Genomic DNA, 17,403 nt, shown 5'->3' with positions numbered 1-17,403 from the left:
GGGCACAGGGTAACGATCGCGATCCACCTTGGTCTCTCTCGTGAGGCTGTTCACCCCCTATACTAGAGCCTGTAGCGACTTCCCACATGGAACACAACGCGAGCGCAAGAATTAACCCTTACGTTCATGGTGCCAGAGGTTTGTTTTGCCTCATGGTATTCGTGTATCACGTCGTTCATTCCGGATTACCCACGTTCGATCTGTTTGCCAGGGGGCTGTTGGGTGAAGCGCTGCAGTCCGGAAAATTCGGTGTCGAGTTCTTCTTCGGCATCAGTGGAATCGTGATTCTGCCAAGCCTGTATCGGGCATCCTCGGTTGTGACCTTTATTCTTGATCGGTACGCGAGGATTCTTCCTGTGCTCTGGACGACCGTGATCGCGATCGCGATTTCTGGTTGGCTTTCAGGAAAGGGTCCAAGTCTGCTGTTGGTTGGTGCAAATCTGTTGGCGCCGCCGCCATTTATTGACATCATCCAGATCAATCCCGCCGCGTGGTCGCTCGGATACGAATTCCTGTTCTATGGAGTATGTGCTGTCGTTTTCCTGGTCAGCGGCGTCAGTCGGCCGCTGGCGCTGGCATTAGCCGTCAGTTCGCTGGTCTTGCTCGTGTACTATCCCCGCGCGCTCCTGATGATTGGTGGCGTGCTCATTGCGGAGAAGTACCTATCGTCGACCACGTTGCAGTCGCTGGCGAAGTACCCGGCGATCTTCTTCGTGCTGTTCCTGACTGTCTGGAGAGGCCTCGAGCTTGCCAGCGCAACAGACTACGTCGGCTTTGTCACGCCGGCATATTTGTCATTCCATGACTGGATCTCTGCTTTTCCATTTGTTGTTCTTGGTGGCGTCTTCGGGACTATTTTCCTGCTTGGCATGTCCCGAGGAAACGGCCTGTTCGGAAGAATGCTGCGTTGGCAGGTGATGCAGTGGCTGGGAACGATCAGCTTCAGTTTCTATCTCTGGCCGCCGATCGTCATGGCCGGGGTCAAGCTGATCATGTATCGAACGGGCATGGTCGATGCATTGGGGAGCGGATCGCAACTGTTTTTCCTCCTGGCCTCGCTTCCGCCGTCGCTTGTCATTGCAACGATCAGCCATCGCCTGCTTGAAGTGAAGATGACGGGACAGATTCGAAGGCGGCTTGACCGCGCCGCCAAACCGGCAGTCCGGCCGATCAATCAAGCACTCGACGGCACTCAAGGAGGGAACCTGATCGGCGAACAGTCAAATGTTCTTGATTGTTCGACAAGTCACCGCCCCAAAACGATCGCAAGTTGACCGTCTACTCGCGGAAAAGCCGCAGGGCCGTGCGCTTGCTTGTGCCGGCTTGCGACGTGGCAGCGTCACCATTGCCATCGTCTTTGCGCGTTGGGCCGGCACAGCGTTTCTCAGCCGGCTAACAGCCGTACCGAAAGGATCTCGTTGATGTTCGCAGCCGTGCGCAGGCAATTCCTTTGTGTCGCCTCGATAGTCGTTGCACTCGGATCCGCAACGCCGGCCTGGTGCGCTGGCTGGGAGCTGGTGTTTTCGGATGAGTTCAACGGCGACAAGCTTGATCGAACCAAATGGGCGACCCGTTACATCTACAACAACGAAACGATGGATCATTTCAACGACGAAAAGCAGCGCTACCGCGACAACCACGTGGTGTCCGAAGGTACGCTGCATCTGACTGCAAAAAAGAATGAGGGGGCGGACACGTTCGACTCCGGGATGATCCGGAGCCATCAGACATTCTACTACGGCTACTATGAAGCGCGGGTCTTTCTTCCGAATGCGCGGGGATCGTGGCCGGCATTCTGGCTCGAAGCCGATTACGACATTGATGGAAAGTTCTGGCATCCGCCGGAGATCGACATCTTCGAGTACGTCATCAATGGCGTGGAAGACAAGCCGAACATGCTGCACTCGAATGCCATGAGTAAAGATAAGTGGACGCCGCAGTCCTACACGTATGTGGACAGCTCCTTCGTGCTCAGGTTTCAGGACATGGTCAGCAAGGAGGATCTGAACAAGGACTGGCATATTGCCGGCTCCGTTTGGGCTCCTGACCGCATTTCGTTCTTCTGGGATGGCCGTCTCGTCTACACGCGCATGTACCAGTGGCTCAGGAAGGACGGCCAACTGGGGCCACCGGCGCACATCGATCTCAATTTCGCTGTCGGCGGAGCAGCCTGGGCCGGCCGGCACGGGATCGATGATGCGGCTTTCCCGCAGGCGTTCAAGATCGACTACGTGCGCGTCTGCCAGTTCACGTCCTCCGAGCGGGGAAGCCGAAAATGCGGTCCGAGCGACGTGACACCTGATCCGAATGATTTTGGATATAGGGCAGCGCTCAACGACATGCCCAAGCCGACATTCCTCAACGTTACGAACGTGGTAGCGGATAAGAAGCCGAATGCGGGGGTGTTGTCGCTGGGCACGACCGATCCGCTCAAGATCGACATTCCGATCAAGATTCCGGACGACTATCCGACAAATCGAACGATTCATGCGTACGTCTTCGACGAAACAACCGGCGCTATGGTCGCATCGGCAAAGAAGCCGCTGCAACAGGTCTCTCGCAAGGAAGGGGAAAATGGCGTCAGCGTGATCGAATTTGCGCTGCCCGCCGTGCCGCGTGAAGGGAACTATCTGCTGGGCAGCAAACTGACGGCTGAAGTCGCGGGCGAGGTTGGCCCCAAAGAAGTCCCAGTTGCTTGCGACACCACGGTGATCCAACCAAAAAAAGCCAGATCTTGCCGTCTACTGTCGCTGCATGTGCGCCGCTGATCGGAGGGGTGCATCCAGCGTGAGCACAATCGGTGTGATCTGAATCAAGCCGAGTACCGGTGATCGCGATCGGCACGCTATCCGAAGGTCGGTCTGAATTTTGCTTTGCTGTGGCAGATGAGCCGTCATGCGGGCTTGCCGGTCACGGTCAGTGTCTCTTGCAATGGTAGTCGTCCATGAACTCAATGGTTCGCGCCGTCAGGCAAATGCTCCGTGGTACATTGCGCGGCAGCCCGAGCCGGCTTTGTGATCATCGCACGTGGCGAAGTGAACATCCACATACGTGGGTGACTGCCGTCGAGGAACAGGTACTGGCGCGGAAGGCACCGGTTCGATTCGGCAGCCGCGACGCAGGTTTCGGTGAAAGCGTTGACAACAGAATGCCCGAACTGGGCGTTCTCCGCCTGGACAAGGCCCGCATCCTCGGTCCCGACGGCTGGCTCGTGACCGAGGATGGATCGCTGCTCTACGAGAGCACCTGGTACGGACCGTCGTTCTCGCGCCATCCGCGATCAATTGCCTACGGGACGCCGCTGCCGCTAAGCGGCACCTGTCTCTCGCTGGCGAGTGATTTCGCCGGAGGAAACTATGGGCACTTCCTGCTCGATTGCCTGGGACGCCTGGCGCTATTTCAGAAAAGTGGCCTGTCGCTCGATGATGTTGACTATGTCTATTTGCCCAAGCCTGCGTCCGAAACGGCAGCCAAACTCGTTCGCCGGCTTGGAATTCCGATGCACAAGTGCGTGTGGGCGGGGCAGGAGGATATCCAGGCCGATCTCGTGATCGGCACTTCGTTTCCAGGCTTGCGACGGAATTATGCTCCATGGCTTCCGGAGTTCTTCCGCTTGTCGGTCGCCAAGTCGCCGCTTCGTCACGACAGGCGCGTATACGTTCCGCGCAAGGGACAAAGGAAGATTGCCAACGAACAAGAGCTGATGCCTGCACTGAAAAAGTTCGGCTTCCAGATCTACGACTTTGATGACGTTGAGGATGAAGCGGCGTTTTTCTCGGAATGCTCGATTGTCGTTGGCCCACATGGCGCAGGGCTGACCAATCTCGTATTCTGCTCGCCTGGAACAAAAGTCCTGGAGCTGATCCCCTCAGACCACGTGCACCCCTACTACTACACGATCGCAACGTCCGCCGGCGCGCACTATTCCTACATCGTGGGAGACAGCAAGGGAACGCGCCCGCAGGGAGCGTTTGGGCCCAGTCCATTCGATTTCGACGTTGCGCCTGACATCTTCGAGCGCGCACTGGAAACCATCTGTCAATGAACGAGCATTGAAAATGGTCGCTATTGGTGCTCGTAAGGCGCTGCCTTTGTCGAAAAATTCAATCGCCATCGGAGCTGCCTGGATCGGCGTGAGCCGACTGGTGGTTGCCAGTCTCGGCTTGCTGAACACGCTCATATTGGCGAGAATGCTCACGCCCGAAGATTTCGGCCTGGTTGCCGTCGCGACGGCCATCATTGCTGTTCTGACGTCGATGACGGAACTGTCCCTGGCATCGGCGCTCATTCACCACAAGGATCCAAGTGAAGATCAATTCCACGCCGCGTGGACGTTGAGCCTGGCTCGCGGCTGCTTGCTCGCACTGTTGCTGTCACTGCTCGCTTATCCGGTGGCATTGTCGTACGGCGATGGCCGCTTGATTCCGATCCTGTTGGTCCTGAGCTGCTCGATTGTGATATCTGGGCTTCGAAATCCGATGCTTGCGATGATGCAGCGTCAACTCGTCTTCTGGCAGGAATTTGTGACGAGCAGCAGCCGGGCGCTCGCAACCATCCTCGTCTCATCCGGGATCGCCATTTGCTTCAGGAGCTACTGGGCGCTTATCGCCGGAGCCGTCATCGCCAACTTCATCGATGTCGTCGCCTCTTATCTCATCCATCCGTTCCGGCCGAAGTTCCGGATAAAGGGTAGCCGCTCCCTATTCTCGTTCTCTGTTTGGCTATCACTCGGACAGGCCGTCAGCACGCTGAACTGGCGTTTCGACCAGATCATCATCGGCTATTTTCTTGGGAAATCCGCCCTCGGTGGATATGTGCTGGGCAGCGACCTGGCCGCCACGCCGACAAGAGAAGCAACAAATCCGCTCGCCGGGACGCTGTTTCCCGCGTTCGTGAGGCTGAGGGACGACAAGGCCGCCCTTCAACGCGCTTATCTGTCGGCGCAATCAATGCTGTGTGCGATCGCCTTTCCGGCCGGGTTCGGCTTCGCGTTGATCGCCGATCAATTCGTTCCGCTCGCACTGGGTGAGGCCTGGGCAGGCGCGACAATCGTGATCCAGCTCCTCGGTGGTGCAATTGCGTTGCATACGCTCAGTGCGACCGTCCAACCCCTTGGTCTGGCCCTTGGGCAGACGCGCAGGTTATTTCATCGCGACGTTGCGATCTTGATCGTGAGGCTGCCTGTCATCATGGCGGGCTTGTGGGTCGGGGGGGTACTTGGCCTGCTGGTCGCTCGCGTGGCGGTTACGCTCGGCGGTGTCATCTACAACATGGTCCTGGTCCGCGAATTGATTGAGACTTCTGTCTCCCGGCAATTTCTCGCGAATCTGAGGACCGCTTTGTCCACCTGCACGATGATCATTGTCGGTCTGCTGACCAATTGGACTTTCATCACATCTTTTGGCCATGAGTCTCACGTCTATGCTCGGTTGATCGCTGTTGTTCTCGTGAGCGCTCTCGCCTATGTCGGGTCCCTCTTTGGTTTCTGGCGAGCGACAGGCGCGCCGGCCGGGCCAGAGCGTGAGATCCTGCGAATCCTCGGCGCAATCGCCAATAGGTTTCGGGAAAGTGGGAAAATCGTCGACGATAACCGAGCAGTCGGGTGAGCAATATGAATGAAAGCTCGAAGCGCCGCGTCGCGCTGATTACGGGCGTCACAGGTCAGGACGGTGCCTATCTCGCCGAGTATCTGGTCGGCCTAGGCTACACCGTTCACGGCATCAAGCGGCGATCGTCCTCGTTCAACACCGCCCGTGTCGATCATCTTTATCAGGATCCGCATGCCGGCAATGTGCGATTCCTGATGCATTACGGCGACATGACGGATTCGACAAACCTGATCCGTTTAATGCAGCAGATCCGGCCAACCGAGATCTATAATCTGGCTGCCCAAAGCCATGTGGCGGTCAGTTTCGAGAGCCCGGAGTACACCGCGAACGCCGACGCGATCGGAACGCTGCGGCTATTGGAGGCGATCCGTATCCTTGGCATGGAGAAGGAGACGCGGTTCTATCAGGCGTCCACCTCGGAGCTCTACGGCCTCGTGCAGGAAGTGCCGCAGAAGGAAACGACCCCCTTCTACCCGCGCTCCCCTTACGCGGTGGCGAAGCTTTATGCCTATTGGATCACCGTGAACTACCGCGAGGCCTACGGAATGTTTGCCTCGAACGGCATTCTCTTCAACCACGAGAGTCCGATCCGCGGCGAAACCTTCGTCACCCGCAAGATCACGCGTGCCGTTGCCCGCATCGAGACGGGCCTCGAAGAGACGCTGTATCTCGGGAATCTCGAGGCCAAGCGTGACTGGGGCCACGCCAGGGATTATGTCGAAGGCATGCACATGATCCTGCAGGCCGACCGGCCCGACGATTTCGTGCTGGCGACCGGGGAGACCCGCTCGGTGCGCGAGTTCGTGGAGCTCGCCTTTGCGGAAGTCGGCCGCAAAGTCGAATGGAAAGGCAGGGGCGTCGAAGAAACCGGTATCGACAAGGAGTCAGGCAGGATCGTCGTGCGGATCGACCCGACTTATTTTCGTCCCACCGAGGTTGATCTCCTGATCGGCGATCCCAGCAAGGTGCGCGAGAAGCTCGGCTGGAAATCCAGGACCCCGTTCGCGCAGCTGGTCAAGGAAATGATGGCTTGCGATTTGCTCGAGGCGAGGCGGGAGGTTGCCAATGGCAAGCACTCCATTTGAACTGGCCGGCAAGACCGTCTTCGTCGCCGGCCATCGCGGCATGGTTGGCTCCGCGTTGGTGCGGCGGCTCGCGGAGGAAGATGTCGAACTGCTGACGGCGTCGCGGAGCGAGGTCGACCTGCGTGACCAGACCGCCGTCGATAAATGGTTCGCTGCTAGGCGTCCGCAGGTCGTGTTCCTTGCTGCCGCCAAGGTCGGCGGCATCGTCGCCAACGACACGCTGCGCGCGGAGTTCCTCTACGAAAATCTCGCGATCGCGACCAACGTCATTCACGCAGCGCACGTCAATCGATGCGAGAAGCTGATGTTCTTTGGCTCCTCCTGCATCTACCCCAAACTGGCAGTCCAGCCGCTGCGCGAAGAGTCGATGCTGACAGGCCCGCTGGAGCCGACCAATGAACCCTACGCGACCGCCAAGATCGCCGGCATCAAGATGGTCGAGGCCTATCGCAGCCAGTACGGTTCAAACTTCATCAGTGTGATGCCGACCAACCTTTACGGTCGCGGCGACAATTATCATCCCGAATACAGCCACGTCGTCGCGGCGTTGATCCGCCGCTTCCATGAGGCCAAGACGTCGGGGGCGAAGAACGTCATGGTGTGGGGCACCGGCACGCCGCGGCGCGAATTCCTCTTTGTCGACGATCTGGCGGACGCCTGCATCCACCTGATGAAGACCTATTCGAGCGGCGAGCTCGTCAACATCGGCACGGGCACGGACATTGCGATCGCCGAGTTCGCCAGGGTGGTCGCGGCGACCGTCGGCTATTCCGGCGAGATCAGCTTTGACAGCTCGCGCCCCGACGGCACTCCGCGCAAATTGCTCGACGTCAACCGGTTGGCAAAACTGGGTTGGCGGGCCAAGACCCCGCTCGAGGATGGGCTCAAGCTGGCCTATCAGGCATATCTCGGCGAGAACCGGCAGCCGGGAGAGTAGGAAGCGCACTTCCGCCATTGCGAGCCGACGGTCGCGCATCCGCGCGCCCGATGTCCGCGGCTGGCGCGATTCATCGGTGTGGCCACGGTGGCGATCACCCCGGAGCGAACCAGCATTTCGGCAGCACGACATCATCCCTGTTGGCGACGTTTCTCCTGTCGAGGTCGTGAGGAAACCTTCTGGCAGGCGCTCGGCGAGAAACGCGATCCTTGCGCAAGAACGAGAATTCCATGATCGGCGGGACCTTGAAGTCCCTGTATTCGATGGGTTTGAAGTAATTGTTCGGATGAATGTGTACGACATCGAAGTGCTTGGTGATCTTCTTGAAAACAGCGCCGATCAGCTTGAGACCGAACGGATTGAGAATTCTGTCCAAGGAATGGAACTCGATGATCATGATCCTGAAGCGCTTCAGGTCCTCACAGCTCGTTTCGATGACAACCTCGTATTCGCCGCCTTCAATGTCCATCTGGAGGATGAGATCGCCGGTCTGAGGGCCTTTTCTCGACATCCAGTTCTCTAAAGTCATGAACTTGGCGTTGTTTTCGCTTCCGAGGAATTTCTTTTCGAAATCGAGCAGGTCATTGTGGATCGCGGGTGCATCCACCGAGAAGTCAGCGAGGAAGCACGGGATGCCGCGTTCGGCAAGGCCGAGCTCGAAGTCAGAGACGTTGTAGACGCCCGGCGAAAAGCAACCGACGCAGCCTTCGAGGTCGTCCGGAACCAAATAGCCGCCATCAGCCGGTCCGCCCAGTCGAATCAATTTCTTGTCGGTCACGACAGGGAAAAGGTCCCGGAAGAATTCCCTGAGCTCCTCCTCCTTTGAGGTGCCGGATATCGTAACGTCGCTATTGAGCAGGCGTGTCTTCACGTAGTCTTTCAACAAACCGATCATGCGATTGACTCCGAGCTCGCTAACGCACGTGGGTGCAGGCTTGCTGCAAGAAGCGGCATTCCTGCAGGGTCGCTGCCTATGTTCGTTGCGATCAACACATTTGCCTGCCTTAAGACTTCAATAGATTCGATTCTTGTCATGAATATGTGCGGTGTTGTCGCTAATCGGCAGTGTTGCCGAGACTTGCCTTTTGGCCGCTAAGCCGATCTATTCCGTGCTCTGGAACCGGTCAGCTTCCGCATCGGCGAGGGGACACCGAGAGAGGCACGAGAGCGCGATAGAGGCGGAAGCCGGCTGAGCGCGAAAGATCGAATGACAGACGTGGGAAGCTCGCAGCGCAAACATCCGGCGTTCTCGCTGGCGGCGCGCAGATGCGTTGTTTGCACAACCTTTGCGGGTGCTTGGCGCAATGGCAGAAGTGGATTAGTCGAATGGGAAGTTTTGCCGATGCATCGAAAGCCGTTCGATGCTGTGATGCGACCGATGAGACCGAACTCAGGACGATGGCCGAAATTCCCATGAAGGATTCTCGTACACTGATTGCAGAAATGCAGGATGAGATCGAAAAGGTCATCGGGCCCCATCTGGAGGGTGTCGAGAATTTTGCGCTGGTGGATTTCCCCAACCACTCCAATGTGGGCGACAGCGCCATATGGTTGGGTGAAGAGACCTATCTGCAGAAAAAGCTAGGTCGAGCACCGTCCTATGTCTGCACCTATGACACCTGGTCAAAGAAGGAGTTTGAAAGAGCCGTTCCTGTTGGACCGATCCTTATCCATGGTGGGGGCAATTTTGGCGACCTGTGGCCCAGCCATCAGGAGTTTCGGCTCAGGCTTCTGTCGGAGTTTCCGGATCGCCCGATCATTCAGTTGCCGCAAACTATACACTTCTCCTCGAAGGCAAGTCTCAAGCGCGCCGCGGAGATCATCAACTCGCACAAAAAATTCCGGATTCTGGTCCGTGACGTGCAAAGCTTGAATATCGCGACAACGGAATTTACTGCGCCCGTGGATCTCTGTCCGGACATGGCGTTCTGCCTGGGGGCGCAGAGCTCGCCAGCGGCAGTAACCAGGAAATTGTTGCTGCTGCTCCGAACCGATCACGAGAAGGTGGAGCAAAAGCATTTTCCGCCGCTTCCAAACTTTGCTGTTGTCGAGGACTGGCTCAACGAACAACGAGGCTTGGGAAAGTGGTTGTTTGTCAAGGCGCTGCTCGAGACGGCGCTCCTCTTGTTCAAGGGCAGGACGTCGTCGGAGCTCGACCTGCGCATTCGGTGGTTTCACCTGCTGGCGTCGAACCGTGTAGCCCGTGGAATGAGGCAGGTTGGATCGTCGGCCTACGTGATCACGGACCGGCTTCACACGCACATCTTTTGCGTGTTGCTGAATCTGCCGCACTCGGTTCTTGACAACAATTATGGGAAAATCAGCACGTTCGTCGATGCGTGGAGCAAGCCCTTCGAAAAGTTGAGCCGGCCACTGAGCACGAGTGTGGACGGCGCCCTCGCAAACTTTCTGGATATCTGCCAGGGCAGTTCGGCCCCGACGGATCAACGTTGAGGGTCGAGCATCATCCTCCGTACGGGCGGTTCGCCGGCTCGTGCGCGTGGACGGTCAACGTTGTCGTGCTCTTTGTGGTCTGGCCCGCATTGTTCGCGCAGGAGATTGTTAGGTTGGCGACACCTGTCGCCGTGGGAACGCCATTGATCAGTCCGGTGGAACGGTCAAAGGCGAGCCCCTGCGGCAGTCCTTTGACGGACAAAATCTTCGGCATCATAACTCCGACATCGCACGCCCCATACATATCGTAGTGGTAGCTGTCGCCTGCGGCGGCTGAAAGGGGGCGCGTCGTCACGCGCGGGCCGCGATTGATGGAGAATCGCAGGGGCTCCATCGTTGAGCCGTCAGGTTTGTAGCCATAAACGACGACATGAGACCTCCCGGGATTTCCCGTGGCGGTGGTGAAGTCCGCCTTGATCGTGCGCGCCGCCGCATCGTACGAAATTCCTTCCGGGAATTGCGTAAACGTCGTCTGCTCCGTCATGCCCGGTTCGGAGCTGTCATAGGGTACGACCTGGACGAATTCGGTAACGCTCGCATCACCCCAGAGGGCCTTGGCGCTCGGCAGCACAATGTTGCCGTTGCCGTTGTAATCGACATCGAGATCTGCGACCGAAACCAGCGGCTTCCAATGCTTCACGCCTGTCGTCCGCCAGCCGCGGATCCAGTCTAGATCGAGATAGCCGCCGGTCGCCGAGTTGGCCCACGCTGCAGCGTCATACGCCTCGCCCGCGTACGTGTTATTGAAGATGTGTGACGTCAGCAGCACAAATGAGGGCATATTCTTGCTATTCGAATCCACGCCGGCAAACTGGGATCGAAGGGCGCCATCGACGTAGAGTTGGGTGTTTCCGCCATTTCGAAAGACAAAGCTGAAGACGTGGAACGCGTCATCCATATAGTCGAATGGTCCGGCGCTGTTGTCGGTCGAGATTGCTCCCGAGGTATGGACGATATTGCTGAAGTGCATTCCCTGGGAGTTGCATTCCAGATCCCACTCGTTGCCGGTTGGATTGAGCACGGGTGCGACCGAATAGGTCCAGAACGCCGGATGAAAGCCGGCCGGATTTGTAGGCCTGGGGCTGAACCGGGCTCGCATCTCGATGATGACGGCATTGGCGGTTGGGTAGTATGCAAACGCCCCGGCGGTATGGATCATCGCGGAGAGGTTCGACCGCAGGCCTCCGTTGATGGACCGGTCGGTCGGGGTAAGGAACGCCTGCTCGCGAGCTATTGCTTTGCGCGCTCCGAGGCGCAGCACCGAGCCGGAGATCGACATGTTGTCGAAGCCAACCGCGATGCCGCGGTTGCGGTCCTTATAGCCCGTGGTCAGCGGGTCGGCATCAAAAGCTGTCCCGAGCGACGTGGTATTGCCGCGGATCCCTGGATGATAGGCGCCAGTCGGGAAGAACTTGCCGCGAGGGTTTGACGGACCCGCGATGTCGAGAGTGTTGAATTCATCGCCCCACGACAGCGTATAGCCCGCATACAACCCACTGCCATTCTGGCCGACGACGGCGCCGCCGACGACTTGGCTACGATCCTTAAAGGGCGGGATGAATTGCAGGCTCTGTCGCAAACCATCGTTGTTCAGGCCAAGATAAAGTACTGAGCCACCGAGAACCAACGGTGCGACCAAAAATGCTGCAATGGTGCTGTTCATTCGACGCTTTGATGGCATCCACGCCTCTCTTGCTGGAGACCGTCCCGACTTTCGCCAGGTACATAGTCACTCGTCGGTGAGGAACCGTTGGTTCGATCCCAGGCGTCCGAATGCGGGCCGCTTCAGCTATAGCCGCAGATTTCGACTTGCCTTACGAAACATGAATGGGAAACTGGCCACCAGCATGGCAGCCGCCGGGCGCGTGCCGCGTCCTTGTCAGCAGAGATAAGTTCGCGGTAATCGTTGGGACATCACGTGCAACGGTTCCCAATCAAGGTGTCGGACTGATCAATCAATGGGCAGCAATCTCAGAATTGTGGCGATTAGTTTGGCCGGTTCCGTGCGCCGGGAGCGCGCGCGTGCAAATCTGGAGTCCCTTGAGCTTCCATGGACCTTCTTTGATGCCTTGCGTGCGCCAGCCAAGGGGCTCCCGCAATATGATGAGGCGCTGGCCATCCGCTTTTGGGGCAGGGGCCTTTCACGTGCCGAGATCGGCTGCGCAGCGAGTCATATGAGCGTTATGGCGCAAGTGGCAGCGTCAGACGCCGACAATTCATGGACACTTGTGATCGAAGACGACGTCATTCTCGATGCCGGATTCAGCTTTCGATCGCTTCCGGGCATCTGCAAGGCTGCCGAGATCGGCTATCTCCGGCTGTATGGCCGACACATGGCGCCGTGCAAGCACGTGGCCTGGCTGGATCAGCGGGAATTGGTGCGGTTTAAGCGTGCGCCAATGGGAACGCAGGCCTATCTGATCTCCGGCCAGGCCGCGCGTCGTTTCATCGACAGCGTGACAACGATCCATCGGCCGATCGACTGGGAGATGGACCGCTTCTGGGCGAATGGGCTTTACAATTATGCCTTGTTTCCTTTTCCGTGCCTTGAGCTGACGCTGACATCTTCGATCGCAAAGGCGGCGGAGTCGGTCCGCGAGCCTACTGCGCTCGACAGAGCGGCTCGGCTTGCATGGAAATCAAAGGAGTATGTTTTGCGCCTGTCGGAAAATATCCGCCTTCGCCAGTCCGACAGGCGGATTCGCGCCCGCCTCGCCGGCGCAACCAGTCTTTCCGGGCCAATGCCGGAGACAATTCGTACGATCGAAAGCGTGTGATTGACGCCTGCAGGCGCGGACGAGATCTGACGAGGCGGGTTGCCTTTGCGGAGTTGCGCACTCAGGCGTTGCGCCGGATGACACTTCCGAACCTGACGAGCGGCCTCAGGAGTTCTGCCCTGTTGAACCGGAGCATGATCAGCTGGTACGCAAGCCAGGAAGGGCTCAAGAACAACCCTGTGAACCAGATGATATGAGAGGCAGCGGCGCGCCAACGTGTGGTCGTGGTCAGCGCAAGCCATATCCCACGGCGCAGAAGCGAACTCGAGGTGTCCGCGTCCTGCCGAACATAGCGCAGTCCCAATTTACGCGACGCGAGGCGATAGTTGACAAAGACGATCTCGTTATCGATCGGCCGTGCCGCTTGCACGTGCATGGACTTCTTTTCGCAATGCGCCTTCAGGATATCGAACTCTGCGGCGCGGAACCCGATCTGCCTAGGAAAATCCGGAAAGCGCTGCGCCCGGCCCTTCGCGTCATTTCGGCTGATATTTCTGCCATGGAGCCGATATTGCCCCAGCGTTTCCTGCACCGTGACCACGTCTCCGTAGAGAGGCGCGATGGTGTTGAGGGCGCCGTCGTATGAGACGGGCGGATTGAGCGGGATGACCTCTCGCAGAAACTCTCGGGAGTAGGCATTTCCCGACGTGACTGGCCAGATGTACGTTCCCGACCGGGCAAATTCGGCGTGCACATCGTCTGCCCCGTAGGACTTTGGAAACGCACAAAACAGCCGTCCAAGTGGCTTGCCGGCGCCATCGATGATTTCCAGATTGAACTGAACTTTCGAAATCCCCGCGCGCCAATGCGCAGCGACGTTTTCGACCGCCGTCGGCATCAGGATGTCGTCGGCATCAAGGAACAGCAGTACATCGCCTGTCGCTTCGCGATACCCAACCTCAAATGCTGCGATGTTGCCCTGATTTGCCTGAAATATGGCCCGAATCCTATCACCATAGCCCGCGATGACCTGGCGGGACCCATCGATCGATCCGTCGTCGACGACGACGATCTCGTCCGCCGGACGGGTCTGATTCAACGCGCTGTCGATTGCCAATCCGACATACCGTTCGTAATTGTAGACTGTTATGACGATGCTGATCTTCAAAGCGTGTCGCTCACAAATTTGCAGGTCGCAGAAGAGGCTATCAATCCATGCCTTGATGAGCCAGAAGTAATTTCACGGTCCGCAAGGCATGGCTGGTGAGGCAATCGCATGAAAATCGCTCTGATCGATCCGTCGCTGTTTACGTGGCCGTACGATCTCAAATTAGCCAAAGGATTGACCGACATTGGGCATGCAGCCAGCATTGTCGGGCGCCAGCTTGGGCAGAAGCCTTCCGTTGATGAAGACCTGTTTCTTGACCGGCATTTTTATCCGGGATTGCAGTCGCGGTTTTTCAAGAAACTTCCACGCAACGTGCAGCTGGGGTTGAAGGGCCTCAGCCACGCTGAATCAATGACACGGCTGATCAGGCGCTTCAGGACGACGCCGCCTGATGTGATCCACTTCCAATGGGCACCGCTGGCGATCGTCGACAGCCAGTTCATTCCCAAGTTCAGAAGGGTCGCGCCGACGGTTCTGACCGTTCATGACTCGAATCCGTTCAATAACAATCCGAGCTCGCGGATACAGCGGATTGGCGCGTTCAAGATTCTGCATTGCTTCGACCATCTTATCGTTCACACGACCATTGCACGCGATCGCCTGCTGCGCGTTGGTATCCCGGACGAGAAGATATCCGTCATCGCACACGGACTGCTGACGGATCATATCGCACGACCGCCCGATGAGCCCTCTTTCGGGGATGGGCGCGTTCAAATACTCTTGTTCGGCAAGATAAAGCCCTACAAGGGCGTCGACGTCATGCTTCGCGCACTTGCATTGCTTCCCCGAGAGGTCAGGGCACGTTGCGTGGTGAAGGTCGTGGGCTGGCCGGAAATGGCGATGGAGCCGCTGTTTGCGATGGTGAAGGATCTGCAGCTCGACGACCATGTCGAATTCGACCTGCGTTTCGTTCCAGAAGATGAAGTGACCTCGATGGTCGCGCGCGCTGACATCCTGGCTTTTCCGTACCGGGATATCGACGCATCGGGGGTGCTGATGCTGGCGATCGCGGCGGGACGTCCGATTGTCGCGTCGAATCTTGGAACGTTTTCGGAATGGTTGAGCGATCGGGCAGAGGGGACGCTCGTTCATCCAGGTGATCCCGCCGCATTGGCCGGGACGCTCGAGCGCTTGATCAGCGACCCTGACTATCGAAACCGCAAGAGTCAGGGAATGTTGGATCTGCGAGACTCCGTGCCGACGTGGACCTCGATTGCACGCCTGACCGAGGCCGCCTATGCGAAGGCAAGCCGGCGTGGGGGCGTACCCGCCCAGGTTCTGCAGGGTTCAGGAAACTGAAGGGGTCATCTGCCAGGTGGTCTGGCGGATCGACAGGATGCCCCAGAAAAAGCCAAGTGCCCACGCGAAGTGCATCACGACAGCGGCAGGCAGCGCAAGCAGCCCGCAAATTGAGCGATGTTTAGCTGCAATCGCCACTGCAGTCAGCGCCAGTATAGCCAGATAGGCCGCCGGAAATGTCAACAGCCGCGGCGCCAACGGGGACAGTACGAGGGTTCCAAACGTCAATGCAACATGGGTGGGCACCAGGAACTGGCGCAATCGCAATGATCCGGGATGCCGCCTCACGGTTCTCGATCGACCGCGGCCGTAATTGAAGTATTGTTTCGCCAGGCTCAGAAAGCCCGACCGGGGTCGATATGAAAGGCGGATGTCCGAATCCAGAAATATCCGGCCGCCGAGTGCACGCAGTCTGCAGTCAAACTCTGCATCCTCATTGTGAGTGAAGGTTTGATCGTAACCGCCGGCCCTGCGAAAGGCATCCATGGTCATCGCTGCATGATGTCCGTGATCGACAAAGCCGCTTTGCTTCCCGCCGCGATGTGCCGATCCGCCCGAACCGACCTTCGTGTCCGAGACCCAGGCGACCGCCTTTTGCAGGCAGCCGTCACCTCGCGAGTCCATGGGGACCACGACCGAGTCGGCTTGGCGCTCGTCCAACGTCTTGAGGAGGCGCGAAACATAGTCCGTCGGATATTCGCAATGGGCGTCACACCGCACCAGGACCTGCGCCGCAGCACCATAGAGTTGCACGGCTAGATTAACCCCGGCACTCTGCAGCCGCTGTGGATTGCGCAACAGATGGACGCCGCCAATCTCCCTGGCGAGCTGGCGGACAATGTCAGGGGTCCCATCGGTGCTGCCGCCATCTGCAACCACTACTATGCGATCTTTGTGAAGACTGTCCCGGGCCAGATGGCTGACAACGGTCTCGATGTGGGAAGCCTCGTTCAAAACGGGTATGACGATCAGGACGTTTCTGGACACGGTTTAGCTGCCACTTGCCATTGTTTGCTCAATCGATTGGCAGGCGCGGGAATGTTCCTTGATGCACGCCAAAGGACGCGCGGACGGTCCGCTAAAAGAATGGCCAACTCGTGGCTGCTTCTTTTGATGCATCGGTCAACGAGTGGGTTTACCGATGGTGCCTTAAAATGGGCGATCTATTCTGCGTGAATCGCGATTAGTGGTGCCCGATCTTTCGAAGATCGGAAGCGAACGTGACCGGAGCGATGTGTGAGAGTTGTTGTTGCTGCCTTGGCTTTATGGCTTGTATGTCAGCCTGCATCGGCCGATCCGATGACCTTGGATTTTTCATGGCGCGGGGCGCACGGCTGTATCACGCTGTTCCCAAATCCGGAGATGCGACTGCGCAACATTCCCGCTGGTGCCATTTCAATGACGCTCACACTTGCGCAAGGCACTCGCGAAATGGGAGGCCAGAACGTTCAGGTTCCCGGGAGTGGCGTTGTGCCGTCCGGAACGATCCGGACATTTGGTCCTTGCAAACCGGGTCTATATGAATGGACCGCCATCGTGAAATCATCGACGGGACAGGTTCTATCGGAAGCGCATCAAGCACGATTTTATCCCGAGGACGAAACCGCAGCGAAGCAGTAATTCCCAACATCAATCCAATGTTGCGGCCTTTCGGGACCTTTGCAACTGCCGTTGCGAGGTTCCATCGCCCGCTCGCGATTGATCGTACGAATCCACCTATTATTCATCTAGATAAGAATTGATCGATTTTGGCAGGTTGCGATTGGCAGGTGTTTTAGAGATCGTGGAGGCTCTTGCCCGACAATACGACACCTGGATTGGACAGCATGGCCTGCGCTTTTCGGGCGGTCTGCATCAGCGTCTTGGTCTTGCACGCGCGTTGTGCGCAATCCGAAGTTCATCATCCTCGACGAAGCGATGAGCGCGCTCGATCTGACGCTTGAGGACAGCATTCGACGCGCGATCCAGCTACACTTCAAGAACCGCACCTTGTTGCTCATAACACATCGCTTGGATTCAGTGCGCGATGCGGACCATGTGGTCTGCATTGAAAACGGTCGCGTTCGTATGCGTCCGGTGAAGGCCGCCTTGCCGAATGAGGCTTGTTGTTGAGAACTGTCCTTATGGACAGTGA

At 57.9% G+C, this 17,403-nt stretch carries 15 protein-coding genes; 11 read left to right on the top strand and 4 right to left on the bottom strand.

Annotated features, from left to right (window positions below):
• Positions 1-86 precede the first annotated feature (86 nt).
• The 6 genes from IVB13_RS18920 (at position 87) to IVB13_RS18895 (ending at position 7,631) form a co-directional block, all read left to right on the top strand.
• Positions 87-1,274, top strand: coding sequence for an acyltransferase (locus IVB13_RS18920; RefSeq protein ID WP_247490001.1), 1,188 nt, complete (start codon positions 87-89; stop codon positions 1,272-1,274).
• 147 nt (positions 1,275-1,421) lie between these two features.
• Positions 1,422-2,768 carry a glycoside hydrolase family 16 protein gene (locus IVB13_RS18915; RefSeq protein ID WP_247489999.1) on the top strand — a complete coding sequence of 449 codons (1,347 nt, stop codon included), beginning with the start codon at positions 1,422-1,424 and terminating at the stop codon, positions 2,766-2,768.
• Between the two features lie 287 nt (positions 2,769-3,055).
• The gene (locus IVB13_RS18910) at positions 3,056-4,045 is read left to right on the top strand and encodes a glycosyltransferase family 61 protein (protein ID WP_247489997.1); all 990 of its coding nucleotides are present in this window, start codon (positions 3,056-3,058) and stop codon (positions 4,043-4,045) included.
• Between the two features lie 13 nt (positions 4,046-4,058).
• Positions 4,059-5,606 (top strand): lipopolysaccharide biosynthesis protein, encoded by a 1,548-nt coding sequence (locus tag IVB13_RS18905; protein ID WP_247489995.1) that lies wholly within the window; start codon positions 4,059-4,061, stop codon positions 5,604-5,606.
• A 5-nt stretch (positions 5,607-5,611) separates the two neighbouring features.
• A complete protein-coding gene (gmd, locus tag IVB13_RS18900; RefSeq protein WP_247489994.1) occupies positions 5,612-6,694 on the top strand; it encodes a GDP-mannose 4,6-dehydratase in 1,083 nt (360 codons plus the stop codon).
• Entirely contained in the window at positions 6,675-7,631 is a 957-nt protein-coding gene (locus IVB13_RS18895; RefSeq protein ID WP_276578392.1) for a GDP-L-fucose synthase, read from the top strand. The genes gmd and IVB13_RS18895 overlap by 20 nt, the downstream gene beginning before the upstream one ends.
• Before the next feature lie 94 nt (positions 7,632-7,725).
• Here IVB13_RS18895 and IVB13_RS18890 read toward each other — a convergent pair whose 3' ends face one another.
• On the bottom strand, positions 7,726-8,526 hold the full coding sequence (locus IVB13_RS18890) for an FkbM family methyltransferase (RefSeq protein ID WP_247489991.1): 801 nt from the start codon (positions 8,524-8,526) through the stop codon (positions 7,726-7,728).
• Positions 8,527-8,957: 431 nt separating this feature from the next.
• Here IVB13_RS18890 and IVB13_RS18885 point away from each other — a divergent pair, with 431 nt between their 5' ends.
• Positions 8,958-10,085, top strand: a complete 1,128-nt coding sequence (locus IVB13_RS18885; RefSeq protein WP_247489989.1) for a polysaccharide pyruvyl transferase family protein — start codon at positions 8,958-8,960, stop codon at positions 10,083-10,085.
• Positions 10,086-10,095: 10 nt separating this feature from the next.
• On the opposite strand, the gene IVB13_RS18880 is transcribed toward IVB13_RS18885, so the two are convergent.
• Positions 10,096-11,748: a putative Ig domain-containing protein gene (locus tag IVB13_RS18880; RefSeq protein WP_247489987.1), complete on the bottom strand. Its 1,653-nt coding sequence runs from the start codon at positions 11,746-11,748 to the stop codon at positions 10,096-10,098.
• A 295-nt stretch (positions 11,749-12,043) separates the two neighbouring features.
• On the opposite strand from IVB13_RS18880, the gene IVB13_RS18875 reads away from it, so the two are divergent.
• Positions 12,044-12,862, top strand: a complete 819-nt coding sequence (locus tag IVB13_RS18875; RefSeq protein WP_247489985.1) for a glycosyltransferase family 25 protein — start codon at positions 12,044-12,046, stop codon at positions 12,860-12,862.
• Positions 12,863-12,923: 61 nt separating this feature from the next.
• On the opposite strand, the gene IVB13_RS18870 is transcribed toward IVB13_RS18875, so the two are convergent.
• Entirely contained in the window at positions 12,924-13,970 is a 1,047-nt protein-coding gene (locus IVB13_RS18870) for a glycosyltransferase (protein WP_247489983.1), read from the bottom strand.
• A 108-nt stretch (positions 13,971-14,078) separates the two neighbouring features.
• Between IVB13_RS18870 and IVB13_RS18865 the strand changes: the two genes are divergently transcribed.
• Complete coding sequence (locus IVB13_RS18865) at positions 14,079-15,269, top strand: glycosyltransferase (protein WP_247489981.1); 1,191 nt, start codon at positions 14,079-14,081, stop codon at positions 15,267-15,269.
• Here IVB13_RS18865 and IVB13_RS18860 read toward each other — a convergent pair.
• Positions 15,258-16,256, bottom strand: coding sequence for a glycosyltransferase family 2 protein (locus tag IVB13_RS18860; protein WP_247489979.1), 999 nt, complete (start codon positions 16,254-16,256; stop codon positions 15,258-15,260). The genes IVB13_RS18865 and IVB13_RS18860 overlap by 12 nt on opposite strands.
• 249 nt (positions 16,257-16,505) lie before the next feature.
• Between IVB13_RS18860 and IVB13_RS18855 the strand changes: the two genes are divergently transcribed.
• Positions 16,506-16,889, top strand: coding sequence for a hypothetical protein (locus IVB13_RS18855; protein ID WP_247489977.1), 384 nt, complete (start codon positions 16,506-16,508; stop codon positions 16,887-16,889).
• A 261-nt stretch (positions 16,890-17,150) separates the two neighbouring features.
• Positions 17,151-17,381 (top strand): hypothetical protein, encoded by a 231-nt coding sequence (locus IVB13_RS18850; RefSeq protein WP_247489976.1) that lies wholly within the window; start codon positions 17,151-17,153, stop codon positions 17,379-17,381.
• Positions 17,382-17,403: the final 22 nt, after the last annotated feature.

The sequence above is a fragment of the Bradyrhizobium sp. 17 genome, assembly GCF_023073515.1.
Taxonomy (GTDB): domain Bacteria; phylum Pseudomonadota; class Alphaproteobacteria; order Rhizobiales; family Xanthobacteraceae; genus Bradyrhizobium; species Bradyrhizobium canariense_D.
Note: the sequence above shows the minus strand (reverse complement) of the source record. Positions and strands in the feature narration are given on the sequence as shown.